33 protein-coding genes and 1 pseudogene are annotated in these 24,334 nt (G+C 64.1%); 13 read left to right on the top strand and 21 right to left on the bottom strand.

Translation table 11 applies throughout. The annotated features are described in order from the left end of the window. Nucleotides 1–10 precede the first annotated feature (10 nt). The 13 genes from Atro_RS24115 to Atro_RS24055 all read left to right on the top strand — a co-directional run bounded on the left by Atro_RS24115 (nucleotide 11) and on the right by Atro_RS24055 (nucleotide 7,046). Nucleotides 11–439 (top strand): hypothetical protein, encoded by a 429-nt coding sequence (locus tag Atro_RS24115; protein ID WP_497928037.1) that lies wholly within the window; start codon nucleotides 11–13, stop codon nucleotides 437–439. Beyond that, on the top strand, nucleotides 408–1,040 hold the full coding sequence (locus tag Atro_RS24110) for a BRCT domain-containing protein (protein ID WP_497928036.1): 633 nt from the start codon (nucleotides 408–410) through the stop codon (nucleotides 1,038–1,040). Before Atro_RS24115 ends, Atro_RS24110 begins: the two co-directional genes overlap by 32 nt. A 117-nt stretch (nucleotides 1,041–1,157) precedes the next feature. After that, a complete protein-coding gene (locus Atro_RS24105) occupies nucleotides 1,158–1,328 on the top strand; it encodes a hypothetical protein (RefSeq protein WP_497928035.1) in 171 nt (56 codons plus the stop codon). Then, entirely contained in the window at nucleotides 1,328–1,924 is a 597-nt protein-coding gene (locus Atro_RS24100; RefSeq protein ID WP_497928034.1) for a hypothetical protein, read from the top strand. Before Atro_RS24105 ends, Atro_RS24100 begins: the two co-directional genes overlap by 1 nt. Before the next feature lie 11 nt (nucleotides 1,925–1,935). Beyond that, nucleotides 1,936–2,226 (top strand): phage antirepressor KilAC domain-containing protein, encoded by a 291-nt coding sequence (locus Atro_RS24095; RefSeq protein WP_497928033.1) that lies wholly within the window; start codon nucleotides 1,936–1,938, stop codon nucleotides 2,224–2,226. Continuing rightward, nucleotides 2,216–2,371: a hypothetical protein gene (locus Atro_RS24090; RefSeq protein WP_497928032.1), complete on the top strand. Its 156-nt coding sequence runs from the start codon at nucleotides 2,216–2,218 to the stop codon at nucleotides 2,369–2,371. Before Atro_RS24095 ends, Atro_RS24090 begins: the two co-directional genes overlap by 11 nt. Continuing rightward, on the top strand, nucleotides 2,368–2,709 hold the full coding sequence (locus tag Atro_RS24085) for a pyocin activator PrtN family protein (protein WP_497928031.1): 342 nt from the start codon (nucleotides 2,368–2,370) through the stop codon (nucleotides 2,707–2,709). The genes Atro_RS24090 and Atro_RS24085 overlap by 4 nt, the downstream gene beginning before the upstream one ends. A gap of 70 nt (nucleotides 2,710–2,779) precedes the next feature. Then, a complete protein-coding gene (locus Atro_RS24080) occupies nucleotides 2,780–3,292 on the top strand; it encodes a hypothetical protein (RefSeq protein WP_497928030.1) in 513 nt (170 codons plus the stop codon). Continuing rightward, entirely contained in the window at nucleotides 3,289–4,089 is an 801-nt protein-coding gene (locus tag Atro_RS24075) for a hypothetical protein (RefSeq protein ID WP_497928029.1), read from the top strand. Before Atro_RS24080 ends, Atro_RS24075 begins: the two co-directional genes overlap by 4 nt. Nucleotides 4,090–4,618: 529 nt before the next feature. Next, nucleotides 4,619–5,368 carry a RepB family plasmid replication initiator protein gene (locus Atro_RS24070; protein ID WP_497928028.1) on the top strand — a complete coding sequence of 250 codons (750 nt, stop codon included), beginning with the start codon at nucleotides 4,619–4,621 and terminating at the stop codon, nucleotides 5,366–5,368. 276 nt (nucleotides 5,369–5,644) lie between these two features. After that, a complete protein-coding gene (locus Atro_RS24065) occupies nucleotides 5,645–6,298 on the top strand; it encodes an AAA family ATPase (RefSeq protein ID WP_497928077.1) in 654 nt (217 codons plus the stop codon). After that, the gene (locus tag Atro_RS24060) at nucleotides 6,288–6,599 is read left to right on the top strand and encodes a hypothetical protein (protein WP_497928027.1); all 312 of its coding nucleotides are present in this window, start codon (nucleotides 6,288–6,290) and stop codon (nucleotides 6,597–6,599) included. The genes Atro_RS24065 and Atro_RS24060 overlap by 11 nt, the downstream gene beginning before the upstream one ends. Nucleotides 6,600–6,683: 84 nt before the next feature. After that, on the top strand, nucleotides 6,684–7,046 hold the full coding sequence (locus Atro_RS24055) for a hypothetical protein (protein ID WP_497928026.1): 363 nt from the start codon (nucleotides 6,684–6,686) through the stop codon (nucleotides 7,044–7,046). 325 nt (nucleotides 7,047–7,371) lie between these two features. Here the strand turns inward: Atro_RS24055 and Atro_RS24050 are convergent, their stop codons facing one another. From Atro_RS24050 to Atro_RS23950, 21 genes and pseudogenes are all read right to left on the bottom strand, one after another. Continuing rightward, entirely contained in the window at nucleotides 7,372–8,166 is a 795-nt protein-coding gene (locus Atro_RS24050) for a DNA adenine methylase (RefSeq protein ID WP_497928025.1), read from the bottom strand. Nucleotides 8,167–8,315: 149 nt separating this feature from the next. Next, a complete protein-coding gene (locus Atro_RS24045) occupies nucleotides 8,316–8,765 on the bottom strand; it encodes a holin family protein (protein WP_497928024.1) in 450 nt (149 codons plus the stop codon). Further along, nucleotides 8,762–9,247, bottom strand: coding sequence for a glycoside hydrolase family 24 protein (locus tag Atro_RS24040; RefSeq protein ID WP_497928023.1), 486 nt, complete (start codon nucleotides 9,245–9,247; stop codon nucleotides 8,762–8,764). The genes Atro_RS24045 and Atro_RS24040 overlap by 4 nt, the downstream gene beginning before the upstream one ends. A 71-nt stretch (nucleotides 9,248–9,318) precedes the next feature. Beyond that, on the bottom strand, nucleotides 9,319–10,005 hold the full coding sequence (locus Atro_RS24035) for a polysaccharide lyase family 7 protein (RefSeq protein ID WP_497928076.1): 687 nt from the start codon (nucleotides 10,003–10,005) through the stop codon (nucleotides 9,319–9,321). A gap of 89 nt (nucleotides 10,006–10,094) precedes the next feature. Continuing rightward, nucleotides 10,095–11,390, bottom strand: coding sequence for an SGNH/GDSL hydrolase family protein (locus tag Atro_RS24030; RefSeq protein ID WP_497928022.1), 1,296 nt, complete (start codon nucleotides 11,388–11,390; stop codon nucleotides 10,095–10,097). A gap of 206 nt (nucleotides 11,391–11,596) precedes the next feature. Further along, complete coding sequence (locus Atro_RS24025; RefSeq protein WP_497928021.1) at nucleotides 11,597–12,253, bottom strand: hypothetical protein; 657 nt, start codon at nucleotides 12,251–12,253, stop codon at nucleotides 11,597–11,599. Next, nucleotides 12,253–12,603: a hypothetical protein gene (locus Atro_RS24020; protein ID WP_497928020.1), complete on the bottom strand. Its 351-nt coding sequence runs from the start codon at nucleotides 12,601–12,603 to the stop codon at nucleotides 12,253–12,255. The genes Atro_RS24025 and Atro_RS24020 overlap by 1 nt, the downstream gene beginning before the upstream one ends. Beyond that, the gene (locus Atro_RS24015; RefSeq protein WP_497928074.1) at nucleotides 12,603–16,322 is read right to left on the bottom strand and encodes a TipJ family phage tail tip protein; all 3,720 of its coding nucleotides are present in this window, start codon (nucleotides 16,320–16,322) and stop codon (nucleotides 12,603–12,605) included. The genes Atro_RS24020 and Atro_RS24015 overlap by 1 nt, the downstream gene beginning before the upstream one ends. 62 nt (nucleotides 16,323–16,384) lie before the next feature. Further along, entirely contained in the window at nucleotides 16,385–16,960 is a 576-nt protein-coding gene (locus Atro_RS24010) for a tail assembly protein (protein ID WP_497928073.1), read from the bottom strand. Next, entirely contained in the window at nucleotides 16,957–17,718 is a 762-nt protein-coding gene (locus Atro_RS24005) for a C40 family peptidase (RefSeq protein ID WP_497928072.1), read from the bottom strand. The genes Atro_RS24010 and Atro_RS24005 overlap by 4 nt, the downstream gene beginning before the upstream one ends. Nucleotides 17,719–17,720: 2 nt before the next feature. Further along, nucleotides 17,721–18,200 (bottom strand): hypothetical protein, encoded by a 480-nt coding sequence (locus Atro_RS24000; RefSeq protein ID WP_497928071.1) that lies wholly within the window; start codon nucleotides 18,198–18,200, stop codon nucleotides 17,721–17,723. Nucleotides 18,201–18,227: 27 nt separating this feature from the next. Further along, nucleotides 18,228–18,973: pseudogene (locus Atro_RS23995) on the bottom strand (phage minor tail protein L). Continuing rightward, entirely contained in the window at nucleotides 18,970–19,239 is a 270-nt protein-coding gene (locus Atro_RS23990; RefSeq protein WP_497928070.1) for a hypothetical protein, read from the bottom strand. Before Atro_RS23990 ends, Atro_RS23995 begins: the two are co-directional and overlap by 4 nt. After that, nucleotides 19,236–19,586: a hypothetical protein gene (locus Atro_RS23985; RefSeq protein WP_497928069.1), complete on the bottom strand. Its 351-nt coding sequence runs from the start codon at nucleotides 19,584–19,586 to the stop codon at nucleotides 19,236–19,238. The genes Atro_RS23990 and Atro_RS23985 overlap by 4 nt, the downstream gene beginning before the upstream one ends. 2 nt (nucleotides 19,587–19,588) lie before the next feature. Then, nucleotides 19,589–19,960, bottom strand: a complete 372-nt coding sequence (locus Atro_RS23980) for a hypothetical protein (RefSeq protein ID WP_497928068.1) — start codon at nucleotides 19,958–19,960, stop codon at nucleotides 19,589–19,591. A gap of 442 nt (nucleotides 19,961–20,402) precedes the next feature. Further along, nucleotides 20,403–20,741 carry a phage tail protein gene (locus Atro_RS23975; protein ID WP_497928067.1) on the bottom strand — a complete coding sequence of 113 codons (339 nt, stop codon included), beginning with the start codon at nucleotides 20,739–20,741 and terminating at the stop codon, nucleotides 20,403–20,405. Nucleotide 20,742: 1 nt separating this feature from the next. After that, nucleotides 20,743–21,114, bottom strand: a complete 372-nt coding sequence (locus Atro_RS23970; protein ID WP_497928066.1) for a phage tail tape measure protein — start codon at nucleotides 21,112–21,114, stop codon at nucleotides 20,743–20,745. After that, complete coding sequence (locus Atro_RS23965) at nucleotides 21,111–23,099, bottom strand: hypothetical protein (RefSeq protein ID WP_497928065.1); 1,989 nt, start codon at nucleotides 23,097–23,099, stop codon at nucleotides 21,111–21,113. Before Atro_RS23965 ends, Atro_RS23970 begins: the two co-directional genes overlap by 4 nt. An 8-nt stretch (nucleotides 23,100–23,107) precedes the next feature. Further along, nucleotides 23,108–23,266 (bottom strand): hypothetical protein, encoded by a 159-nt coding sequence (locus Atro_RS23960; RefSeq protein WP_497925768.1) that lies wholly within the window; start codon nucleotides 23,264–23,266, stop codon nucleotides 23,108–23,110. A 50-nt stretch (nucleotides 23,267–23,316) separates the two neighbouring features. Beyond that, a complete protein-coding gene (locus Atro_RS23955) occupies nucleotides 23,317–23,679 on the bottom strand; it encodes a phage tail assembly chaperone (RefSeq protein ID WP_497928064.1) in 363 nt (120 codons plus the stop codon). Next, on the bottom strand, nucleotides 23,676–24,329 hold the full coding sequence (locus Atro_RS23950; protein ID WP_497928063.1) for a phage tail tube protein: 654 nt from the start codon (nucleotides 24,327–24,329) through the stop codon (nucleotides 23,676–23,678). The genes Atro_RS23955 and Atro_RS23950 overlap by 4 nt, the downstream gene beginning before the upstream one ends. Between the last annotated feature and the right edge of the window lie 5 nt (nucleotides 24,330–24,334).

Genomic DNA, 24,334 nt, shown 5'->3' with positions numbered 1-24,334 from the left:
GAAGCCACGGATGAAGATCCGCCGAGACATCAGCACTCCAATCAGAACAGGACTGTCATGGCATGAAACATGGGCCGCGGAAGACAGAGGCCTAATCAAGTGCTGGGAAAATGGCAGAACCAAGGCTGCCGCAGATGAAGGACTGGTCGAAAAATGCAGAGCTGGAGAACTGCCGCCCTCAGCCTGGAAAGGTGGCGTCAGCCGTCAATTGAAAAAGCGAGAGAAATTCGGATCACTCAATTATCTCGCCGAATGGCAAGGCTTGCGTGGTGAGGATCTGAATATCGACCTGGGCGCAGAGCTTACAATCACCTGTACCCGCACGGGCATGATTTTGACCTATACCGCCGATCACTCTAAATACGCGAACCAACAAACCGACAATGACGACAAGGGAGAAAGCTCGGATGGTGGACCTGCACCAGGAGTTCAGGAATAGTCGCTTTTTTCATGAGAAGCGGATCGATAGGCGCTCTGTAGATGCCTTGATTGGCCTTGCCGCTGGCATGACAGCCGACGGATCGATCAACCAGCACGAGGCCACATTTCTAAAAAGCTGGATCGAGGGCAACCTCAACCACATCGATGACCCGGTTGTGAATATCCTTTACCGCCGCTTGGCAGACATGCTGAGTGACGGCATCCTCGATCAAGAAGAGTCAGCCGAACTGCTCGACATGCTGCAACAGTTTTCAGGCCTGCAGCTTGGCACCTCCCACCCCTTCATCGCCTCCACAACCCTGCCTCTCGACAAGCCCGCCCCAACGCTCACTTGGCATGGGCGCATATTCATTTTCACTGGTGTCATGGCCTACGGCCCTCGAAAAGAGTGCGAGGCACTGGTCATCGAGCGGGGCGGCCTGATCGGAGCAAGCGTCAGCAAAAAGATCAATTTTTTGGTGGTAGGCAGCGTTGGCAATGAGCAGTGGCTGCATAGCAGCTATGGAAACAAGATCAAGAAGGCAGTCGAATTGCGCGAAAATGGATGCAAAATTGCCATAATCAGTGAGGATTTTTGGCAAAAAGCCATCTTTGAATAGCAGGATCAAATTAGCCATAAAATAAGTTTTCTTAAATAATATCGTTAAGTTTGATTGACGCTTATTCGTAAGAACACTTTAATGACCTTGTCTCTTCACCATAGAGCCGAGGTCAACATGCACACCACAGCAACCCTGCACGTCCACCCAGCGTGCGCCTCCAACCGTCGGCTGCTCGAGCAGCTCCAGGCCGACACCAAACGCCTTGTGATCATCAACGGCGGCAAGCCCAGGCTCAAAGCTGCTGCGCCCTCCTCCGACTACCCCTTCGGCGGAGATGCCGCGTAATGAACACCTTCACCCTCAGCGACCAGACCCTGACCCTGCTCGCCGCCCAGCTCAACCTGAACGGCAGCTTCAACCACACCTGCCGCTCGGCCTTTTCCCGGCACAGCATCATGTTCCGCCTGAAGGTCGAGCGCGGCCCGTCCAGCACCGAGGCAACCGTCGAGCTTGGCGGCCAGCGCCACAGCCTCACCCTGCATCACGGCGAGTTTCGCCCGGCGCACCTGCTGGCGGACTTCGTCGAGGCCATCGCCAACGGCCGCCTGGACTCCGCCGAGCCGGCCCCGGTCCGCGTGGTCGCCGTCATCCCGCCGGAGGACGAGCCGCTGCTCGACAGCGAACAGGAACAGCAGTTGCGCCATGTCGTGAAGCGCGGCGGCTTCCTCGACCTGCACCTGGGCCACGCCTACCCGATCCGCGTCGCCATCCACCGCAACCGGCCCCGGCCGGGCGTCACCGGCATCCTGGCCATCGGCGAATCGCGACCGCGCACCATCCTGCTCACCAACTACGAGAACGAGAACAAGGCCTACACGCGAATCGTCGAGGCCATCGAGCACCTGTCCCTCGCCGCCACCCCGGCGGCCAGCGCTGCCTGAGAGGTCCGCCGATGGCCCACACACTCGCCAACGCCGCCGCGCGCCTCGGCATCAGCCGCCCGCAGCTGATCAAGCGGATGCGTACCTCCGGCCTGCTCGACGCCGGCAACCTGCCGGCCCACCCGGAGCGCGACCGCCTGCACCTGACGGTCCACGAAGGCCACTGGTATCACCCGACGCTGGGCATGCAGTACAGCCGTTCCACGCGGGTGACGCGGGCCGGCCTGTACTGGCTGGCCGCGCAACTGGATATCGACCTGCCGCCGCCTCCGCTCGAGCGGGAAGGCCGCGATGTCGCCTAGGCAATACGCCGCGCAGATCCTCGTCCTCCGCACCAAGGAAGAACGCCAGCAGGCGCTCGCCGAGGTGCCAGAGGAACTGCGCGAGCTGGTGAAAGATCACGTCGAGTCAGCCTGGAACCTCCGGGCAAGGAAGAAGAAACCGTGACCAAGCCCAATGACCGCATCCAGCAGCCGCCGCTGCGCCTGGCGATCGCTCCGCCTCAGGATGCGCTCGACCGGCTGTTCAAGATCTTCGGCGACGAGCTGATACCCCTCGAACAGCTGCGCGCGCGCTACTTCCGCAACATGAACGAGCAGACGTTCAAGGCAGAAGTCGGCACCAAACGCATCCCGCTCCCGCTTATCTCGCTGGTGACCACCAACAACCGCCAGCAGTACGTCCACCTCCGCCACCTGGCCGCCTACATCGAAGAGCGCGCCTGGCTGGCCGACGAAGAACTCGCCCGCCGTCTGTCGCCACCGGATGGCAGCGGGCAGGAATAACCCAACCGCAACTCAACCAAGTTCGGCTGTCTCCACCACCGGCAGCCCGGCTACCTGCAGAGCACACCACATGGAAATCGCACCCACCGATATTGCCACCGTGATTGGCATCACCCTATCTACCGCTCTAACCACCGCCACCTGCTACCTAACCGGCAAAACTGCCGGCAAAGCCGAAGGCATCCGCCTCGGCCTGCAACGCGGCCACCGCGACGGCCACGACGCCGCCCGCGAGCAATTTACCGCTGAGCTGCTCGAGGCCGGCCAGCGCCTGACCAGCGCCGAACGCATCCTCGCCGCCACCCAGGCCGAGCTTCGTCAGGTGCAGAACGAACGCCCCCGCGAACGCCGGCAGGCGGCCGAGGCCCTGGAGGAAATCACCCTGCGCCTTGAAGCGGCACAGGGCCTGAACACCGGGCACGCCGCGCTGCTGCGCCAGGCCGCCAACAACCTCGAAATGGCCGCCACCACCTGGGAGTCCATGACTGCCACCACCAAGGCCCGCCACGCACGCACCAATGCCCAGCAGCTGCGCGACCTGGCCGCCACCTTGGCCCCCGAGCAGCAGGAGGCCGCGGCATGAAAACTGAACAGCAAGCCGCAATCGACTCATTGACCGAAACCGGCCGGAAGCTCATGGCGCAGCGCGACCAACTCAGCGCCGAAAACGACGCACTGCGCAAAGGGCACTCAGCACATCCCTACGCTTGGCTCGGCGCCGCCGGCGTCTATCGCTCGAAACTCGACGCCGCGACCAACGGCGAACAGCAGCTGAAACCGCTCTACCTCCATCCGGCCAGCCCAGCGGCTGTCGACGTGATCGCCGAACGCCACCGGCAGATCGAGCAGGAACAATGGTGCCCCGAGCACGACGACCAATACACCTGCGGACAACTCGCCAGCGCCGCAGCCAGCTACGCCACCTCGGCCTACTGGCACGCCATCGGCCATACCAGCCCCATCCCACCGCCGCGATGGCCGTGGAGCGAATCACACTGGAAGCCCACCAGTGCACGCCGCGACCTGGTGAAGGCCGGGGCACTGATTCTGGCGGAGATCGAGCGGCTGGATCGCATTGCAGCCAAAGAGGCCGGCCATGACGAGCCACTTGCCGCGAAAGCGGTGGACTACTTGAAGCGGAAGCGGCTGCTCAGTCCGCTGCGACATCAAGCGGCAGGCGACACTGCAGCGCCGGAGCAGGCCGCTGCAGAGGATCGCATAGCGGCCCAGGCTGAAATGCTGGTGCTGTTCGAGGAATCCGCCAGAAGCGGGGGAGTATGGGACACGCTCGCAGGAATCGAGGCGCTATATACCGCAGGCTGCCGCATCAGCGAAAGGGGATCAGCGCCGGAGCAGGCCGAGCAGCGATCAAGAGCCTGACCTGAGCGTATACGGCATCAACAAGGCCCCGTCTTGCACGGGGCTTTTTTATTTCCGCTGAAGCCGCATCGATGATTTCCGATTTGAAAAAATGCGATTGCATCAGAAATACGTCGGTCACGACTGGCTGGCTAGCCCAATAAAGGGAGGTTTTGGTTGTCTTGCAGGGAGAAATTGGAAATGTGTCACAGGTCTGCTGTAGACCACGCCACCCGCGGCTTCCAGGCTCATTAAGGGAGGGATTGTTAGCTAGTGGAGCGGAGGAGTTTAAGCCCTTCTTCTAGCCCTGCTTTGTGCTTTTCCACAGCCCTATAAGGGCGAAACCCTTTTTTTACTTTTCCTTTTAAAAGCTTTTAGGCAGGCTGCAGGCCGCACCAGCCGCGGGCTACAGCGCCAATTAAGGGAGGGATTGTTAGTCAAAAGGGGAGGGATTGTTAGTTATAAAGGGAGGGATTGTTAGCCAAAAAGGGAGGGATTGTTGGTATTATGGGAGAACTGAATAAATCTCCTATCATAAGGCAGTACGTTCGTGGCCAATAATCTGTCATCCCAAGACCCCCAAGTAGTGAAGTCGAATCACATCATCGAGGCATCGTATCGCCTGAGCGTTGCCGAGCAGCGAATACTGCTAACCGCGATCTCTCGTTTACACCGGGGCCAGCCCCTGACCGATGAGACGCTGTACAGCGTGAGCGCGGCGGAGATTGCGGAAATGTGCGGTACCAGCATGGAGGGCGCCTATCGTGATCTCAGCGCCGCGGCTGAGCGCTTGTTCGAGCGTCGGATAACGATCCTCAAGCAGCCAGACGGGCAAAAACATCCGGAAAGGCAGGTGACACGCTGGGTGCAGGATGTCGTTTACAAGCCAGGGGAAGGCCGGGTAGAGCTGCGTTTCGGAAAGACCATCCTCCCCTATCTGTCCGAACTGACCGAGCAGTTCACCCGCTATGCGCTATCCGACGTGGCCAAGATGACCAGCGCCTATGCAATCCGGCTGTTCGAGATCCTGATGCAGTGGGACAGTATAGGGAAGCGGGAGCTTGAGATTGAGCAGCTGCGCGAATGGCTCCAGCTTGAAGACCGGTATCAATCAATCAAGGATTTCAAAAAATGGGTGCTTGATCCCGCCGTCGAACAGATCAACGAGCATAGCCCGCTGAAGGTGTCCTGGACCCAGCGTAAGACCGGACGGACGGTTAGCCACCTGATCTTCACCTTCGCCCCCAAGGGGCAGCCAAGCGCAAGACCCCCACAAAAGCCAAAGCGTCTCTCGACCTAGAGAAACCACGCTCCATCAGCGAGGCCGAACTGGGCCGCCTAGCCTACCCTGGCGAGACAACCGATGCGGCCTTGCGCCGCCTGAATGCAGTCCTGGCATAATCTCGCATGACGCATGACGCATGACGCATGACGCATGACGCATGACGCATGACGCATGACGCATGATTTCATTAGTAATACTTCACTTACATGAAGCATGAGCTATGATTCAATGGTTCATTCTTCATTCTTCATTCTTCATTCTTCATTCTTCATTCTTCATGAACAGGACTTCATGTATATGATCACCATTGTTGGTAGCAACAAGGGCGGCGCAGGAAAGACCACCACGGCAACCAACCTCGCTGTGGCGCTGGCCAAGCGTGGGCATGACGTGTGCCTGGTTGACGCCGACCCGCAGCGGTCGGCATGTCGCTGGCATGCCGAGCGGGAGGCCGCCGGCCTGGAGCCGGCGATCACCCTGGTCGAAAAGCGGGACAACATCGCCAGCGCCCTGAAAACGCTGGGCGAGAAGTTTGACTATGTGATCGTCGATGTAGCGGGGCGCAACAGCCGTGAGCTGATCACCGGCGCCACGGCCGCCGACATCATCATCGCGCCCCACCAATGCAGTCAGCTGGATTTGGACACCCTGGCGGAACTGCAGGACCAACTCGTCAGGGTCCGCGACCTGAACCCTGGCTTGCGAGCGGCGGCCTATCACACGATGGCCAGCACCAATCCCTCCGTCCGGGAAGCCGAGCGCCAGGAGTTCCTGGCGTTCATCTCTGACTTCCCCGAGATTTCGGTAATCGAGGCAGTGGGTTTCTACCGCAAGGCCTACCGCGACGTGATGGCTACCGGCCACTCGGTACTGGAGTCGGACAACTCGCAGGCTGCTGCGGAAATCGAAGCGTTATGCAATGAGGTATTCGGCGATGGTCGTTAAGCGTGCAGGGGAGCGGGCCGGCGCGAAGCCGGCCCCAAGCCATGAGGAAGTAGAGCGCCTTGCTCGAGAGTTGGCAGACCGTCCCTTCGGGGGCGAGTCGGCACCGGAGATACAGGCCGAGCCAGCCAAGGCGCCTGAGCAGCCGAAGCGCAGGCGGTCGATTACCCTCAGCCTGCCAAGCACCGTCGTCGAGCAGCTGGAGGCGCTGGCGCTGGAGAACAAGCACAAGGGCAAGAAGGACGGCCACAACGTCAGCGCCCTGGTACTGGCGGCCCTGAAGAAGGCCGGCTACAAGCCATGACGCATGACGCATGACGCATGGAATATGATGGATGACGCACGATGGAAGTGCATGCCGAAGAACGGAGCGAGCAAGGAGCTTAATGTGTCCGACCACAACCGCAGTGCCATGAAACAGAAGATCGCCGCCAAGCTGGCGGCCGGCGGGGAGCAGTTGCAGTACCAGGAGGGGCGGTTCCATATCGTCAGCCCGCTCGGCGACGTGTCCAGCCGCAGCTACACCCTGGCCGCCCTGGCGCGAAAGCTGGGGGTCTACCTACCAGCCGAGGACCATATCGACTGGTACCTGAATCCCTTGCGGATGCTGACGGCCGATCCGGATTTCATCAGCCACCTGGCCGGGCTCGCCCCAGCTGGGACTCCTCCGCTCCGTTGGCTGAGCGCCATGACGCTGTACGAGCTGAGCGATCTGTTTGTCGAGTGGAACGACGCGCAAAGCGGCGAGTGAGTGCAGTACACCCGCCGTACCGTCCGAGCCCGCCGCGTGCGGGCTTTTTGCTGCCCGGCGCCTGCTGCCCGGGGATAAAGCTTCATTATCCCATCGGAGCACTTCGGCCGCGGTGCCGGACGTGCCGGCGCTGATCGATACATACCATCCCGGCTACGTACGGTATGTAATAAACCAACTCATAATCGGAAATCCAAGGATTGGCTCGCCGTTGAACCCTTCCGTTCTGCTCCGCCAGCGGTGGCGGCACGTCTTGCACGCCGGCCACCGTCAGCCGCCAGGGCAACAGCTTTTCGCCTGAAAGGCTTACCCCAATGAGCTCAACTCATAACAATCCCGCCAGCGCATCCGGCTCCCAATTCATGATCACCAGCTCGCCAGTCACTTCGGCCTTTCCCTGCCGCTGGTTGGTATTGCTGTAGCGGATATCCAGGCGCTCCATATGGAAGCCCTCGAAGACTCGGCGGATATCGGGATGGTCGTTGATGCTGACCATCACCTTGCCTTTACACGAGCGCATGAACGCGGCCATCTGCTCGTACTGCTCGAACGGGAAGTCCACCCCGTAGCCTTCGGCCTGCCAATACGGCGGGTCCATGTAGAAGAAGGTATGCGGCCGGTCGTAGCGCTTGGCGCACTCCAGCCAGGGCAGGTTTTCGACGTAGGTGCCGGCCAGGCGCTGCCAGGCGGCGGAGAGGTTTTCTTCGATGCGCAGCAGGTTGATGGCCGGGCCGGTGGTGGCCGTGCCGAACGTCTGCCCGGAGACCTTGCCGCCGAAGGCATGATGTTGCAGGTAGAAGAAACGCGCGGCCCGCTGGATATCCGTGAGGGTTTCCGGGCGGGTCATCTTCTGCCATTCGAAGACCTGCCGGCTGCTCAAGGCCCATTTGAACTGGCGGACGAACTCCTCGAGGTGGTTCTGCACGACACGGTAGAGACTGACCAGGTCGCCGTTGATGTCGTTAAGGACCTCAACGGGCGCGGGAACGGGCCGAAGAAAGTAGAGCGCCGCGCCGCCGGCAAAGACCTCGACGTAGCAGTCATGCCGCGGAAAGAGTGGGATCAGGCGGTCGGCCAGGCGGCGCTTGCCGCCCATCCACGGGATGATGGGATTGGTCATAAGGTGCAAGCCTTTACTGTATAAAAGAACAGGTGATAGGCTCCCGCCCGCTTCGTGCACGGAGCGGGGAGCCTTGGCTGGGCTTGCAGGGACAGTCTGCAGGTTCGGCGGCGGCCCGGGTGCTGGAACACTGGGGCCGCCGCTCTCCTTCATTTCGATTTCGGCGTGATCGCGTTCATCCGCTTCCAGCGATCTGCCGTCCGCAGCGTCCCGAGGCCGAGCATCCCGAACACCAGCTCGAACAGCACGTCGTCGAGCGACGGCAGCGGCGGGACATCGGTAGTGCCGGCCACGGTCAGCAGCCACGGCAACAGCGGCCTGACCAGAAACTCGTAGGCCAGGCCTGCCACGCAGACGTAACCCGCCAGCGGCCGCCAGCCGGCCTGGAAGCCGGACTGGCTCGCCGCCTCGACTTCGTTGATCTTCGCCTGGGCCAGGTTGATCTGCAGGGCCGCGTCCAGCTCCTTGAAGGCGCCCTCCTGCTGCAGCCTGAGCAGCTCGAGCTGGGCCGCGGCCTTCTGCTCGGGGTCGGGGATCAGCCGGTCGAGCAGTCCGGCGACGGTCGGCAGCAGCGCCGTGGCGGTAGCGAGCAGGCTCATGCCAGCACTCCGCCGGCGGCGATGAACTGGGCGAGCAGGTCATCGGCGGCATGCTCGTGCTGGCCATAGCCAGCGCCGGGCAGGCTCGCCCACCGAGAGCGGCAGTTGCGGAGCGCCTGCTCGATGCGGCCGGCCTTGATGTCATCGAGCGCCCGGCATTCGCGGATCAGCTGCAGCGCGATTTTGTCCTGGCTGATCGGACTGAAATCCGACAGGCCCAGCGCCTGCTTGTAGTGGTCGTAGTGGCGCGACAGGATCTGATAGCGTCCGGCGGCCGTCGATTTGATGCCGAGCAGCGGCAGGCTGATCAGCTTACGCGGGTGATCTGCATAGCCGGCGAACAACCCGCCGCCTACCAGCACGTCGTAGCCGCAGTCTCGGGTCGGCTGCCGGCCGTTATCCGTGCCCTCGCTCCAGGCGATCAGATCCAGAAAGGCGCACACGTTCGCGCCGCCGGCGACGGCGGCAGAGAGTCGGGCCATGGGGAGTCTCCAGAAACAGCAAACCCGCCGGCGGCGGGTTCGGAGTAATGATCAGAGGGGATAGCTCGGCGTTACGGGCGCTCGACGACAAGGCTATGCAGCCGTGCCCGTGCACCGTCAGTCGACGGTGTCAGCTCCGTGGCGTCTTCCTGGACGTAGAGCCCGGCCTTGAAGTACAGCAGGCGGCCGAGGTACGACGGCAGCAAGTTGAAGCGACACTCGCCACGGCGAGTACCGTGGGCGACGTTGATCGACACCACCCCGCCGCCGCTGACCGCCACCGAATAGCTGAAGCGTTCATCGATCGGCACGCCTTCGAGCAGCACGAAGCCGGGGTCGTCACTCTGGTTGCAGGCCTGGCGAACCTTGGCCTGGATGCTGAATACCTTGCGCTCCGGGTCCTTGCTGGCGTCGGCGATGATCTTCAGGACAGGGCGGGAGATGTCCTTGATGTGGATCTGGCCGATACAGACCCGCCCGTTACCGTTGAACTGGAACAGGGTCATCGCTGGCCGCAGGTACTGCGCCGGATGCTCGCCCAGCTGCCAGTTCTTCAGGGTCTTGGTACCGGGAACGATCTCCCGAAATTCGGTGCGCGAACGATCCGAGTTCTGCGTCGTGGCGTCGCCTTTGGTCGGGGTCCAGAGATCCACCTCGCCACTTTCCAAGACGGTGAAGTATTCGTTATCGGGAAACTCGCCTGGCCAGTAGGTCTTGGCGTTGCCGTCTGCGCCGGCTTCGGGGTGACAAGGTTGAATTGGGAAAGATCCATCGTGACCTCATTCAGGTAGGGTGAAAACGAAAAACCCGCCAAGGCGGCGGGTTCGGGTTGAATTGAAAAACTGGCTTACAGGATCTTGTGCGACGTCATCTGGCCGAATTTCACGGTGCCGCGGATCGGCACGCCCTGACAGCCGTAGATCACGGCGCGCAGCTTGATCTCGGTTTCTGTCAGGTCGGCGGTCAGGTAGGGCGTCTCTTGCGGGCCGGCCTCCGGGCCTGGGCTCATCTGCCAGCCCTCGGCATAGCGGTCCAAGCTCTTCATGAAGTAGGCGGTGCCGCCACGCACGAAGCGCAGATCGAGCGACACCCCGCCCACGCCCGATAGCCCCGAATAAACCACCTTGCCAATGCCGCGCAGGATGTTGCCGGTGGCCAGCGAGGCCAGGGGGATGACCTGCTCGAGGATCAGGTTCGAGCCGGCGAGGGTCGGCGTACCGCCCAGCTCGAACACCTGGTACTCGCCACCGGCCGGGTTCGTTTCCTTCGAGCAGATCACCGAGCCGCCGGTCCAGCTGGAGCCGGCCACGTTCCAGTTGTTCGCTACCGGCCCGGTAGCATTGGCCGAAGCCGACTTGGTGCCGCCGGTCCCGAGCATCAGCGGGTTGGCGGTCAGCCAGCCGCCCTTGCAGTAGGTGGCGTCGTAGGGCTCGTCGTAGGTCGGCAGGATCAAAGGCGTGCCGAACAGATCGATCAGGTGCGGCGCCGTGGTCTTCGCGATCAGGATGCCGCCCGGCTGGTTCGGGTGCAGCTGGTCGACGAAGAACTCCGGCCTGGGCAGGGCCAGCGCCTCATTGGCCAGATCGACCAGTAGCGGCCAAGGGTCCGAGACCCGGATGCCCAGCTCGGGCATGCGCTCCAGCACCCATTCACGCAGTCCCAGGTGATAGCTCAGCTGATCGCCGGTCAGCACATAGTCACCCCCACGGGGCAGCTCGGCGATCATGATCGGGATCTTGCCGGCGTCCAGCTGCATCTTCAGCCCGGACTCGATGTTCCGCTTGCTGCGGTTCAGCGAGAAGTTGTTGGTCGGGTTGCGGTCGTTGGTGCCGATCAGGTTGACGAACACGTCGCCGCCGGCAGCGAGCTTGTTCGGCATATCGTTGAGCCAGTCGGCCGTGGTGTGTCCCGGCGTGGCGGTGTTGCGTGCCTTGTCTGTACGCACCCGGCCGTTGGTCTGGCTGCAGTAATGGGCCGAGTGGCCGTAGTTCTCCCCGGTGATGCTCGGCGCGGTGCCGCCGAAACCGTTGGCGGTACGGCTGTCGCCGGGGCAGTTAATCCAGCGGTCCAGCGGCTTGAAGCTGAGCAAGTCGGTGCGCTTGACCTTCAACCGGTCTAGTTCGTCAATTAGTTGAACTGGCATATCAGCTACTCACAACGACTGAACCATTGGAGAAAACAACCTGCCCACCGGAGACAACCATATTTGCCGGAGTAGATTGATTGGGCTTTAACACAGAACTTACCAAAGGCCGCATAACCGGCTTAGTTATTGGTCGGGTTAGCATGGGGGCCCCATAAATAACGAAGCCCGCATTAGCGGGCCGGTGATTGGAGGGTTGTCAGCAATTAACTTTTCTTGGCCAGCAGCACGGGGAAATAACCGACACCCACACTGGACGTTGATCCGTTGAGGGTGAGCCCGACAACACCGGATGCCGTGACCGACACCCCGATATGCCGTGTCCCGTTGTAACTCACGACCGAATAGGAATGGCAGTGACTCACCAGCACATATTCGTCACTCGCCAAGGTGACGTTACTTCTGAACTCGGCGAGAAACGTATCCCAGGCAACCCGCGTCCATGACGTAATGAATCGACTGACTTTGATCAGCTGACTGGACGAGTGAAAACAGATATTCCCGTTTCCGTCTCTTACCCTCATCCCGTAGTTTCCCGAGGCGGTCAACGGCGCCCATACGGCGGCAAACCAATCCAATTGGCTGACCTGTGAAGTGTTACCGTTGACCAGCCGGAATCCCGTCCAGTTTCCCGGGGAGCCGATCACCCCGCATTTGAGCGACAGCAGTTCCCCCTGGCTCGTCCAGGTAGGCCTGACGAAGATCATCGGCGGCTGTGTGGTCGTGCAGACGGTCGGGAAGCTGATCACCGTCTGATAGGCCGTGCCGAGGTTAAGAGAGCCCTCGGCATGCAGACTCATATAGGGACGCTCGGCAGATACCTGAACCGATCCGCCATCGTTTCGGGCGCGGAATCCAAACATCACAACATCCTGAAGGCGATCAGCCGGAATACTCCGGTGGCAAAGGCGATACCGGAGGTATTCCCCGGCGTGGAACTTCGCAGGGTGATCTGGTTACCCGTGACCGGATAGATATAGGGCATTCCCGGATAACTGGTATTCCCGGCGGTAGGGTTGTAGTTGCCGGGATACTCCAAGAACGTACAAAGCACACACGTCGATGGATCGAACCCATCAATGGTGATAGTCGTTTCGATGGTCGAGTTGACCGCCGACCAATCCAAAACCTCGTTGTAGATCACTTCATATGTGAAATCGCTGGAATCCAGAATTACCGCTCCCGCTCCATCCCTTACTCTAAGGGCGAACATCAGTTGAGCTTTCCAAGTTCAACGCGCAAGACGTTATTATCGTCATAGATATAGACCCCGTTATTGTTGATCAACATCCGACCGTCATCCGCTACCGAGGCGTTGATCTCGAAGTTGCCGTCCTTGCTCAGCCGCCAGCCGGCCTGGCCCTGCGCATAGTTCGTCGACTGCAGCGCCGTGGCGATCTTGGCCATGTCGATGGTGCCGTCGCCGATGACCGCCGAGTTGATGAACACCTGGCCGCCCTGGATCACGAACGGCGTGGCGATCTGGCCGTTGGCGACGTTGATCACGGCGAAGCGGTCGGCCTGGAACAGGATCTGCGTCTGCATCCCTTCGGGCGTATTCTCGATGCCGATGCCCATGCCGGCGCCGTAGTAGGTGCCGTCCTGGGTGACTGCAAGCTTGACGCTCCACATCGCCGACAGCTCGCCGTCGAGCCCGGCGAGGGCCTCGCTGGTCTGCTGGATCGCCGCCGAGTTGTCGCCGGCCGTGGCCTCGACGGTGTCGATCCGCGACGACAGCGCGCTATCTGCGCCCGCCCGGGCAGTCGCCTCGGACTGGATCGCGGCGGTGATGTCCTCCTCGACCGTCGCCGTCAGCGTGTCGATCTGCTCGGCAAGTGCCTCTACCGCATCCGCCCGGGCTGTAGCCTCGGCGGTGATCGCCGCGGCATTGCCCTGCGCCTGGGCTACTACCGCATCGAGGCGCCGGCCAAGGGCGCCGTCTTCGCTCGCCCGGGCGTACTGCTCGGACCAGACGCCGGCCAGCACCGTCTCGCTGCCGGCATACCAGCCGGTGTCGCCGGCCATCGGCGGATTGACCTGAGCGAAGATCCCGTCGATCCGCTCGACCTCGGCAGTGAGGGCATCCTCGCCGGCCTGCACGCGGGTGGTCAGCTCGTCCAGCTCCACGGCCAGCGCGCTGACGGCCTCGCCCAGGCTGGCGTAGTCGCCGATCTTCTCCCAGTAGGTTGTGTTGGTCGGCAGGTTGCCGGTGGTGGCCTGCAGGGCGCGGTATAAGCCGCCCTCGTAGGTCACCAGGTCGCCCAGCACGTAGGGCGTGGCGTTGTCGTAGGCCTGGGCTCCGACGATATCGGCCAGCTGCGCGTTGATCGTGGAGAGCTGCGCCTCCAGCGCACTGCGCGCCGAGGAGATCCGGGCATCCACCGATCCCGAGGTGCTCGACGGCGCGGTGATCAGGTCGATCTCCGCCAGCAGGCTGGCGGCTAGCTGGGTCTCGCCGATCTGCCCGGCGATGTAGCCGAGGATCTCGGTCGCGTCGGCGCTCGACTGGCCCATCACCCAGCTCGACCAGGGGCCGATGTTTCCCGAGCGGTCGATCAGCCGGGCGCGGAAATAGCGCGTCACCCCTGCCGCCAGCCCGGTCAGCGTGTGGCTGTCGGTCGGGTAGGCATAGTCGCCCAGGTGCAGAGCGCCCGCCTCGACCGCGCTGGTGTTGTACTGGATCTCGGTGCGCTGGGTGTCCGCGGCGCCCTCTGCCGGGAAACCCCAATCCAGCCGGATGCCGAAGACCAGCGGCGTGGCGGTCAGGTAGGACACGGCCGGCGGCGTGCCGGTCTTGCCGGTCAGCTCGGTTTCGGCGCTGGTCGCCCAGACCGAGTACACGTCGACCACCGACACGGCGCGCACCCGGGCGACGTAGCGGCCGGCATAGATGCCGGAGACCTCGAAGCCCAGCGCCGACGTCCGCGGTACCGATACCCAGTCGCCAGAATCCTTGCGCCACTCGGCCACGTAGGCGACAGCGCCACTGGCCGCCGGCCAGGACACCCGCATCGTGGTGACGGCGATGCCCTGATCGACGGTCGAGTAGCTGTCGATCGTGACGCTGGCCGGCGCCGCCTGCGTGCCCGCCGGGATGACCGAGATCGGCAGCGGATCGAGGCGTGCGCCGGTGTCCACGGCGGAAAACTTGTCCGGGTCGTGCTGGACGCCGGTGATCTCGTAGATGCCCGGCTCCGGCCGGCTGATGCCCATCACCCGGTACTGCTGGACGGCAAGGTCCGCAGCGTCGATTGCCCAGACGGCCTGGACCCTCGGCGTCTCGCTGTAGGTCGTCGTAACGGTCACGACGCGCCCGGCCACGCTCTGCACGGTGCGCCCCTCGGCCACGCCGCTGGGCAGGTTGAGCACCAGGCGGTCGCCGGCCTGCACCTGGACGTCGCGATCGAGGGTGATCGCCAGCCCGGACACGGCACTGATGCGCCCGCCCAGCGGCCGGCCGGCCAGCAGCTCGTCGGCCACGCCGATGATCCGGCCCGGCAGCGGGATCTGCCCGTCGAGGCCGACGCGGAAGGTCACCGTTCTGTCCCGAGAGTTGGTCAGCAGCGCCCAGCGCCCGCGGCGGCTGGCCTCGCTGCGCCGAGTGCAGCCGATGGCGGTCAGCTCCAGCTGGTTGACCCCGTAGCGGCGCACCAGGGCATTGTCGGAAACGGCCTCGACCTCGCTCTGATAGCCGTTGTCGGGGTTGTCGTAGCTGACCAGCGCCTGGCTGTAGCGGGTTTTCTCGCGGGACGAGGCATAGGTGAAGCGCCCGTCGACGACACTGGCCCGGCTGTAGACGTAGTCGATGTCGCGCGGCATGTCGGCCATGGCGACCATCTGCGAATTCGCCCAGTAGCTCATGCCGCGGAAAATGGCGGACAGGTCGCGCAGCACCGTCCAGGCTTCCGTGCGGCTCTGGAAATAGACGTTGCAGGTGAAGCGCGGTTCCTGGCCGCCCTGCCCGTCCGACACCAGCTGGTCGCAGTACTGGGCGATCTGATACAGCTCCCACTTGTCGACCTGTGCCGCCGTGATCCGCCGGCCCAGGCCGAAGCGCTCGGAGAGCACCAGGTCGTACCAGACCCACGCCGGGTTATCGCTCCAGGCCCACTGGAAAGTACCGTCCCAGACGCCGGTGTAGGCGCGTGTCTCCGGGTCGTAGTTGCTCGGCACGCGGATCACCCGGCCGCGGGTTTCGACCGACACCTGCGGGATGTTCTGGAACTGAGAGGCATCGAACTCGACGAACAGCAGCGCGGTGTTGGGATAGCGCAGCTTGCTGTCGATGACTTCGGTGATCGCCTGCACGCGCATGGTGTCGGCGACCTTGTTGTTGTCCTGATTGGCGGTCAGCCGGCGCACGCGCACCTGCCAGCCTGACACGGCCTCCGGCAGGTCGACGCGGTGGCTGCGCTCGTAGAGGCTGGTGGTCTTTCCGTTGACGGTGTAGGTCGCCACCTGCTGATAGGCGCCGCCGTCGGTGGCCGCGTCGATGGCGTAGTCGATCCGGTAACCGACGATGTCGCCGTTGTCCTTCTGTTGCTGCAGAGCCGGCCACCCAAGCCTGATCCGCACGGCCGAGAGTTGGGTATTGGTGACGGCGCGCACCCAGGGCGTTTCGCTACGCAGCTCAACGCCGACGGCGATCTCATTGTCGACGCTCGGCAGGCCGGCGATGTGCGTCTGCTCGACAGTCCCCGGCCGGAACTCCCAAGTGACGCCGCTGAAGTTCGGCGTGCCGTCGGCCGCTTCCAGCGGCGTGCCGTCGAGGTAGATATCCTTGGCGGTGACGCCGCCGGCGAACTCGCCCTCGCCCAGGGCCAGGAGGAGCTTGGCGTAGGCGATGGACTGGATGTCGTCCGGCGACTCTTTCGGCTGGCGGGGCTTCGACGCGCCGCCCTTGCGGCCACGGATCGGGACTGCTGCGGTCATGGGGTTTCCTGCGGGCATAAAAAAGCCCAGCGCGGGGCTGGGCCTGGGTGTCTGCGAGAGGCTTACTGCTGGTCTTCGGCGTAGATCCCGGCGGAGATGATCGCCCCGCCGATGCGCCGCTTGCCGTAGAGCACGCCGACCGGGTTGCCTTGGGCGACGGTGTTGACCGGGCCGCCGAAGGCGTAGCTGGGCTGGTTGTCGGGGTCCTCCCGCGAACTGAGGCCCTTGAGCTGCGGCGAGAGCATCTGGATCACGCCGCCGATGGCCATGGAGGCGCCGGCGCTGACCAGGGCCGTAGCCAGGCCGCCGGTGGCGAAGGTGGAGGCCGCAATCAGCACGGCGCCGAGCACGGTCTGAAAGATGCCGCCGGACTTGCGGCCGGCGATCACCGGCACGATGCGGATCTCATGGGTGCCGCCCAGCTCGAACTCCTCCTCGCCGACGTTTCGGCGGTTGCGGAAGATCGCATAGCGCAGGCCCTTCTTCTCGGCCGCGCGGACGAAGGCCTCGAAGCCGGGCACAGTGCGCGTCAGCGCCCGGAAGGCTTCGTGCGTCGTGCCGCTGTCCAACTGGCGGCGGTGCTCGCGGCCGAAGATCCTGGCCAGGCTGCCGGAGAGCTTGATGGTGGTCAGGGTCATGCGGGTTGCCTCGCCTCTCTGTGCCGCAGAATCAGCATCGTGCGCTCGAGCCACTGGCCGCCGAACACGATGACCTCCGAGCGACGGCCGTACAGGTGGTGGAGCAGGAACGGGCCGGGACCGAACACCTGGGCCGCCTCCTCCGGAAGGCTTGGGTTGTCACCCAAGTAGATGCCGGCATGGTTCGGGTGGGCCGTGCGGCCGACCCGCATCACGAGCATGTCGCCGCGGCGCGGCTCGTCGACCCGGTAGAAGCCGGCGGTCGCATAGCGCGCCTCGTAGAGGCTCTCGCCCCGGGCGTCCTCCCACCAGCGGTCGGCGCGATCGTAGCCCGGGAACTCCAGCCCCCACTCCCGGCGGTACCAGTCCGCGCAGACCTGCCAGCAGTCCTGCACGCCGTGCACGAACGCCCGGCCCAGCAGCGGGACCGGCGCCGGGCGGATCGTGTTCAGGTCGCCTTCCGGCCAGCTGAGGATGTGCCAAGGCACCCCGCCGGCATTGCACAGCGCGACATCGGCCGGAGAGGCGCGGCTGGTGGCGTCCGGGTGCGAGTGGACGATACCGACGATCTCGCCCAGGTCCTCGACAGCGGCGTAGTCCTCGGGAGCCAGCTCGAAGCGGCCGCCCGGCTGGTCGGACAGGTTGCGGCAGGGCACGTACCGCGGCTGGTCAGCGATCCGCACGACCAGGCCGCAGCACTCGGCCGGGTATTCCGCCGCCGCATGGGCGCGGATAGCGTCGATCAGGTGTTGCTCCATGATCAGCGGCCAAGCTTGGTGCGCCAGAGCAGGCCGCCTGGGCGAAGCTGCCTTTTGATCACCTCGAGGATCTTCTCCTCAAGGGAAGGCTTTTGCTCCGGCGAAACGCCGGCTTCCAGCATTGCGCTGTTGATATAGACTGCTCCATCGATAACCACGAAAGGCCTGGCATCGCCAGACTTACGCTGCATCGGGATAATCTGTTCTTTTCCGCCATCCTCACATCGCGCCGACTTTTCGTCCCGGACAATCGCAGTTTCCGAGATCTGGCTGGCCATATAGTCGATAACGGCCTGTGCTCCCTTGGCCATCGCCTCATCGAATCCACTTTGGCTTTCGTTCTTACCGCTCCGATCCGGCTCGGACTTATCCAAGATCTCAAGGCGAAATGGACAAGGGCCGTCATTAACCTCAATGCTTCCATCTTTATGGATCTTGAAGCCGGACACGCCAGGAACGTAGTTCTTACTCTGAATAATCACTGGATATCTCCGATAATTTTCGAATAGCTATCGAATAAGAGAGGAGGCAGGGAACCCGCCGAAGCTGAGCGGCTCGTTTTCGCCGAACCGCGGCTTGCAGTCGCTCAGCCGCCCGCCGCACTGATCCAGGGCGGGATCGTCGGTCGGCGTGCCGTCTTCGGTGGAAACCGGCGGCCCGGTGTAACCGCAGCCCGTCGCGCCGCGGTACTCGCCGCACAACGCCCAGTGGCACAGGCCGTGGATCTGCCGTGCCGGGATCATTTGGCCCTGCACATCGCCGGGCGACGACAGGGCGAACTCGACGACCTCCCCGTCTCGCTGGTCTTCTGGTCGATGTACCAAGTGTCGACCCGCTCCTGCGTCGGGTCGGCCTGCGGGTTGCCGCCCTCGAAATTGGCCGCGTCCAGGTAGTGGGCGAAGGTCTCGCGAATGATCACCTTGGCCTGCAGTAGGTCGTCGAACAGCAGGCACAGGGCGCTGATCGAGCCGCCGATGTTGCCGACCCGCAGCGTCGGGGTCGGCGCCCGGCCGTCGCCAGTGACCTCCAGCCCCTCGACCTCGACCGGCCAGGCGGCGTACTCCTCGCCGTTCCACCAGATGGACTTAGCCGGCAGTTCCTCTGGCTCCCCCGTGAAGGCTGCCAGCTCCGCCGCCGTGTGCGGGATGGCGTGGCCGTGGAAGCGGCGCAGGTCGCCGCCGAAGGCAGTACAGTCCACCTCGAGCAGGCGGATCTCGCTGCCGGGCTCCAGCAGCTGGACGTCGGCCGTGATCATGTAGTCCCCTCAGAAACAGGAAGCCCCTCGGGCTGAGGGGCTTCGGGTAGCGGGATGCGCTGCTTGATCTCGGTGACTTTCTCTCGCCATCGGGTGTAATCGGGCGCAATTCCCTCCAGAGCGGCGTCGTACTCGATCTCCAGCCGGAGGGGGTCGGACTCGGCCCGATATGCCGCCAGGCGCTGCGCAACAGCATTGTCGTAGGCCGCCTGCGCGGAATCGATGGCCCGCTGCTCGGCGGTCTTCAGCTTGCTCCAGTCGATCATGCGGCGGTCTCCTGGGCTCCGAGACCTTCGAGCAGCGGGGCCGGCTCGGGCGCGGGCGCCTGGGGCAACGCCACCGGGCCGTCCGCCGCGATGGCGATCGGTTGCGGGGCGGCCTGCTCCGGGCTGGGGGTTGGCCCATGCGGCAGCCGCAGCGTGACGTGCAGCTCGCCGTCGATCCGCTCGACCGGCCCGACGAACCAGTCGGAAGCGATCGCCTCCGCCGGCAAGAAGGCGCCCTCGGGCAGTTGGGAGAAGTCGAAGGCGACGCCATTGATGGTCAACGTGTCGCCAGCACGCGCGACGGAAAGCGCCTCGTCGCAGCGCACGGGAGAGAGACTCAGGATCATGCTTACCTCCAGCGGCCAATGGCCATGAAGTACGCGCCAATCGAAATGCTCGATAGCGACCACGCAGACAGCAGGGTGAAACGCACCTGGGCGAGACTGATGGTCGCCGGATACTGACCCGTCAGCCACGCGCTGCTGATATTGAGATGCCCATGCGCGGCCGGCGGCGCTATGAACTGGGCCGGGTAGGTCCACAAGGAGCCGCCCGCAAACTCGTCCATGAACAGCGCCCCAGAGGCGCCCGTATTCGCGGTGACCACGGTGGCCAGGCCACAAATCTGGGTTCCGTCGGCGAACCGGACATACCAGCCGTTGGCATTGCTCCCGGTTTCGAGCGCCGCGCCGGAGGGCTTGCCGTTCCCGTCGACGGCCACGGTCCCGACCAGCCCGGCCGGCGTCAGCGTCCGCTGCCAGCCCCCCAGACGCCCGCCACCTTGTTCCGGGTATAGGTCTCCGGATAGGACATGGTGAAGGCCTGGACGACCAGGGTGCCGTAGGAGTCGTTGTGCTTCTCGTAGTGGCCGACGAACCAGGCGCCGGCATAGGGCGCATTGGGGAGGTTCGCCCCATAAACCAGCCGGTCTTGGTGACGTTGTTCCAGTCGGTGATGGTCTCGGCGGTAGACGCAAGGCCCGCGGCGCCGCCCGCGACGAGCACCTGGCCGGCCTCCTGGCCAACGACCCGGGAGGCAGCATTGGCCGCGTCGCTGAAGTTCTGGTTGATCTTATCGAACGCAGTGCGCCCACTGTCTCCGTCCTGGCCACTTGGCGGAGTACCGAGGTCGATGAGTTGAACTGCCATGGATTACCTCAATAATCAGGGTGCGAACGCCTGCTCGAACGTTGCCGCGATGGTGTAGATCCGGCCACCCATGGGGCGCAGGCTGTACGTGGCGACTCGCCAGAGGCCCAGCTCGCCGAGCGGCGGCGTCCAGCGGAACGCCCGGTAGCCGGCATGGCGGTCGAAGAAATCGCGGATGGCCTGGGCCTCGGCCTCCTTCCGGACGAACGTCAGCGGCCAGGACTGCGACTTGTTGTTGAGCCCGTCGCCGACCACCTGGGCGTAGCCGTCGCCGAACTGGGCCGTGCGGGTGCGGTAGTTGATGTCGCCCTGGGCATCGGGCGCCGGCGCCCAGGTGAATGTCTCGATTGGCACGTTACCTCCCGTTCACGCTGCGCCAGATCTGCCCGCCCGGGGCCAGGTCCTTTGCAATCAGCTGCTTGTAACGCTGATCGATGTAGCGCCCGACATCCGCGCCGAACTGCTGGCCGGCCTGGCTGTTGGCCTGGGCGGTTACCGAGCCGTCCGACTGGATGTTGACCTCCACGTTGATCACCACGGCCTGCCCGCCTCCGTTGCCGCCGCCGATCATGCGCACCCCGAGCGATCCGTCGCTGGAACGGCCCAGCGGCATGATCGCCTCCGGTCCCGCTTCGCCCATCAAGCCGGTGCCCTTGGCGAACGGAAACAGGGTCGGCGTGTCCACGATGCTGTTGGTGAAGGCGCCGCCCTTGGCGAAGGGAATCACCTCGCCGCCGGCGAAGGCGTTGCCCTTGGCGTTGGCGAACAGCCCCCCACCCAGTCGAGGCCGGCAGAGATCAAGCCGCCGGAGCGCTGGCCGCTGGCGTTTGCTGCACCGAACAACTGATTGGCCAACTGGGCCGCGGCCGCTTCGGCGGCCATGCGCTGCACGACCTTGAGAAAGCCGACCGCCATGCCGTCCAGCCCTTCGGAAAACGGGTCGAACAGGAAGTCTGCGAAGGCCGACTGGATGTTCCGGGCGGCCTCGTCCATGAACACTGTCATCTGATCGGCAGACCTCTCCGCCGCCGCAGCCTGCTCCTCGAGGCCGGCGATAACCCGGTCGCGCTGCGCCTCGCTGATGACCCCGGCCAGCACCCCGGCCTGCAGGATCTCCACCTGCTGCTGGTAAGCCAGCAGGGCACGCGAGGTGTCCGACCAGCCGGCCTCCTCCACCTGCGCGACCTGCCGGGCCAGCTCGGCGCGCTTCTCCAGCGCCTGTTGGTGCTTTTCGTAGGCCGCCACGGTATCGAGCGCGGCTTTTGCCTCGGCCTGCTGTGACGCCGTCGCCCCGTCCTGGGCGAGCTTGTAGAGGGTGACCTCCGCCGTGGTCTTGCCCACGGTCGCCGCCTGCTCCTGGAGCGCAGCGAGCTGCGAACGGATGGCCTCCGTCTGCTTCTTCGTAGCGCTGGCGGCTTCATCCTTGGCCTTTTTGCCAGCCTCGTTCGCCTTCTTCTGCGCCTCGATCGCCTTGGCCGCCTCCAGAATCTTGGCCTTGTCGGCATCGGTCGCATCGGCGTGGTCGCGGATCCAGCGCTCGGCCTCCTTGATCGCGTTGTTGTTGTCCTCCTGCTTATCCAACTGATCCTGCAGCGTCTTCAGGTAGGTCCTGGCGCTCGCGCTCATCGTCTCCGTCGAGGACGACAGCGTTTTCCCCACCGCGGCGGCCTGCTCGCCCGCTGCCTTGTATTCGCCTGCCCAGAGCTTTCGGATGCGCTCCTCGGCGTCGGCGGCGCTCTTCTCGTTGTCGGCGGTGACCATACGCAGGATCTCGCCGGCCTGGGCGAACTCGCCCTGAGCCGCCGCCACGCCCGCGGCCGCCACGGCACCGATGCCACGCCCCACGCTGGCAAACGTGCTGCCGACGGCAATACCCACCGTTGCGAGGCCCTTCAGCACGGCGCCAAACGCCTCTGCGGATACGCTCGCCGCCTGGGCATCCTTCGAAACGTCGATCAGCAGGCCGGTCATGTCCTGCAGCGACGGCAGCAGTTCGCCCGCAATGCGCTGACCGGCATTGCCGGTTACCGCATCGAGCACGCTCAGCTGCTGGTTGAATTTCACCGCCTGGGCAATGGTTTCGGCATCGAGGATCAGGCCGAGCGCTTCGGCCTGCTCGGCGAACTGCTGCATCCCCGCGCCGCCGTTGCGCAGCAGCGGCAGCAGCGCCGTGGCGTCATCGGCCATGGACTCCAGGTAGAAGGTCATCTCCTGCTGGGACAGGTTGGCCTTTTCCAGACTGGAGACATACAACTGCAGCGCCTGCGGGCCACTCAGGTGGCGGAACTGCTCGGCGGTGACACCGACCTCCGGCGCGATGCGCTCGAAGAACTCGGCCATCTCGCCGCCACCGGACTGCATGAATTCGCCCACCCGGTCGTTCACATCCTTCAGGATGCTCGCCAGCTGGTCCTGCTGGATGCCGACCATCTGCGCGCCGAAGGCCATTTTCTGGAATTCGGCGGTCGAGGCATTGGCGGTAGCGGCCAGCTGCTCGAGCTGGGCAGCTGCATCGATGCTCGACTTGATCCAGACGGCGAAGGCGCCGGTACCGACGAGCGACACCGCCGCACCGACCAGCTGACTCGTCCGCTCCCAGAGTTGCCGCATCTCCTCGGCATGCTGCTCGCTGATCCGAGCCGCCCGACCGAGGTCGGACGTCAGGCGCGCGACATTCGCGGCGATGTCGATCGTCAGGGTTCCGAGTGCCATGAGGATTCCTAAAACAGGGCATCGATGGCCGCCGAGTGCGCGTCGGGGTCGTCGATTTCAAGGGGCGGCAGGGTGTCGGTCTTGATCTCGTACTCGACCTGGTAGAACGCCTGCCACTCGACGAACTCCGCCGAGGACAGACGCCGCTCCAGCTCTGCAACGGTCATGCCGAGGTCGCGAGCCAGCCGGAACAGGGTGAACCGCTCCGGCTGGCACCTCAGTTTTTTGCGTCGGCCTCGACGGCGGCGACTACGAACTTGTTCAGCAGCGTGGCCTCGTCGGCGAGACGCCCGATGATCTCCGGCGACTTCTCGGCCAGGGCCTCGACGTCATCCAGGCTGAACAGCGGCGTGCCGGCCGGGTCGGTGATCGACATGGCCACCAGGCGAACCTGAACATTGGCCATACCGCGCACGGCGCCCCCCTCCTTCCCGGACAGCGCCGACACCTCGGCGATGTACTCCGCCCGGGCGCGCACGGACAGGCCGGTCAGGGTGACGTCTCCGCCCCACTCGGGAACCGGGATCACTTTCTGCGGGCGGTCTTGCGCGGAAAGAATCTGCTCGCGGGTCAGCATCATTTCACCTCGTAGATGTCGCCGGTAATGGTCACGGCCAGGCTGGCGGCATTGCTGCCATCGATCGCGCCGGCGTCGGAGAGGCTGCGCACATAGCCCTGCCAGAGCTTGCGGTAACCGTTCTTCTTGATCAGCTTGAACCAGCGCGGCTCGCCATCGGCCTTGGCCTTCTTGGCCTCGACCTGGAAGGGATCGTCCTCGACGTAGTGCATGTCGCACGACATGCCGCCGAAGTCCTGCAGGCCCAGGGCCTTCTCCTTCGCCGTGGACACCAGGGTGGTGGTGTCGATCTCCGAGGCCTGGCCATCGAAGCCGGAATAACTCTTGTGCTGGTCGGTCTCGATCAGGGTCACCGGCGTGGCGGTACCGCCGCTGGTGTAGGCGGTGAAGTCGCTGGAGTCGATGTTCTCCAGGGTCACCTCGGTGGCCGTCACCGCGCCGACGACGCCGTCCAGGCCGTTGATTTCAGTCATGCCGGTGACGCCGGCGAGGGTCAGCACCTCGCCGACCACGAAGTCGTGGCTGGCGAAGGTCAGCACGGCCTTGGCGGCCTTGCTGATGCCGGTGAGTGTGACCGGCGTACCGGCGGCAGCGGCTTGCTGAATGAAAAAGCGCGTGCCCTGCGAGGACACGGCGCGGCTTTTGCGGGCCATGGTGG

It is taken from the genome of Azotobacter tropicalis (assembly GCF_059739045.1).
Note: the sequence above shows the minus strand (reverse complement) of the source record. Positions and strands in the feature narration are given on the sequence as shown.

Excerpts from the sequence above, each read along its gene's own strand:
- Atro_RS24060 (WP_497928027.1), top strand. The coding sequence starts at position 6,288 with ATGGTCGTTAAGCGTGCAGGGGAGCGGGCCGGCGCGAAGCCGGCCCCA.
- Atro_RS24110 (WP_497928036.1), top strand. The coding sequence starts at position 408 with ATGGTGGACCTGCACCAGGAGTTCAGGAATAGTCGCTTTTTTCATGAG.
- Atro_RS24080 (WP_497928030.1), top strand. The coding sequence starts at position 2,780 with ATGGAAATCGCACCCACCGATATTGCCACCGTGATTGGCATCACCCTA.
- Atro_RS23985 (WP_497928069.1), bottom strand. The coding sequence starts at position 19,586 with ATGATCCTGAGTCTCTCTCCCGTGCGCTGCGACGAGGCGCTTTCCGTC.
- Atro_RS24015 (WP_497928074.1), bottom strand. The coding sequence starts at position 16,322 with ATGACCGCAGCAGTCCCGATCCGTGGCCGCAAGGGCGGCGCGTCGAAG.
- Atro_RS24040 (WP_497928023.1), bottom strand. The coding sequence starts at position 9,247 with ATGGCCCGACTCTCTGCCGCCGTCGCCGGCGGCGCGAACGTGTGCGCC.
- Atro_RS24050 (WP_497928025.1), bottom strand. The coding sequence starts at position 8,166 with ATGACCAATCCCATCATCCCGTGGATGGGCGGCAAGCGCCGCCTGGCC.
- Atro_RS24045 (WP_497928024.1), bottom strand. The coding sequence starts at position 8,765 with ATGAGCCTGCTCGCTACCGCCACGGCGCTGCTGCCGACCGTCGCCGGA.
- Atro_RS24065 (WP_497928077.1), top strand. The coding sequence starts at position 5,645 with ATGTATATGATCACCATTGTTGGTAGCAACAAGGGCGGCGCAGGAAAG.
- Atro_RS24095 (WP_497928033.1), top strand. The coding sequence starts at position 1,936 with ATGGCCCACACACTCGCCAACGCCGCCGCGCGCCTCGGCATCAGCCGC.
- Atro_RS24090 (WP_497928032.1), top strand. The coding sequence starts at position 2,216 with ATGTCGCCTAGGCAATACGCCGCGCAGATCCTCGTCCTCCGCACCAAG.
- Atro_RS24005 (WP_497928072.1), bottom strand. The coding sequence starts at position 17,718 with ATGGAGCAACACCTGATCGACGCTATCCGCGCCCATGCGGCGGCGGAA.
- Atro_RS23960 (WP_497925768.1), bottom strand. The coding sequence starts at position 23,266 with ATGACCGTTGCAGAGCTGGAGCGGCGTCTGTCCTCGGCGGAGTTCGTC.
- Atro_RS24025 (WP_497928021.1), bottom strand. The coding sequence starts at position 12,253 with ATGTTTGGATTCCGCGCCCGAAACGATGGCGGATCGGTTCAGGTATCT.
- Atro_RS23955 (WP_497928064.1), bottom strand. The coding sequence starts at position 23,679 with ATGATGCTGACCCGCGAGCAGATTCTTTCCGCGCAAGACCGCCCGCAG.
- Atro_RS24100 (WP_497928034.1), top strand. The coding sequence starts at position 1,328 with ATGAACACCTTCACCCTCAGCGACCAGACCCTGACCCTGCTCGCCGCC.
- Atro_RS24010 (WP_497928073.1), bottom strand. The coding sequence starts at position 16,960 with ATGACCCTGACCACCATCAAGCTCTCCGGCAGCCTGGCCAGGATCTTC.
- Atro_RS24115 (WP_497928037.1), top strand. The coding sequence starts at position 11 with ATGAAGATCCGCCGAGACATCAGCACTCCAATCAGAACAGGACTGTCA.
- Atro_RS23965 (WP_497928065.1), bottom strand. The coding sequence starts at position 23,099 with ATGGCACTCGGAACCCTGACGATCGACATCGCCGCGAATGTCGCGCGC.
- Atro_RS23990 (WP_497928070.1), bottom strand. The coding sequence starts at position 19,239 with ATGATCGACTGGAGCAAGCTGAAGACCGCCGAGCAGCGGGCCATCGAT.
- Atro_RS24105 (WP_497928035.1), top strand. The coding sequence starts at position 1,158 with ATGCACACCACAGCAACCCTGCACGTCCACCCAGCGTGCGCCTCCAAC.
- Atro_RS24020 (WP_497928020.1), bottom strand. The coding sequence starts at position 12,603 with ATGTTCGCCCTTAGAGTAAGGGATGGAGCGGGAGCGGTAATTCTGGAT.
- Atro_RS23950 (WP_497928063.1), bottom strand. The coding sequence starts at position 24,329 with ATGGCCCGCAAAAGCCGCGCCGTGTCCTCGCAGGGCACGCGCTTTTTC.
- Atro_RS24075 (WP_497928029.1), top strand. The coding sequence starts at position 3,289 with ATGAAAACTGAACAGCAAGCCGCAATCGACTCATTGACCGAAACCGGC.
- Atro_RS24030 (WP_497928022.1), bottom strand. The coding sequence starts at position 11,390 with ATGCCAGTTCAACTAATTGACGAACTAGACCGGTTGAAGGTCAAGCGC.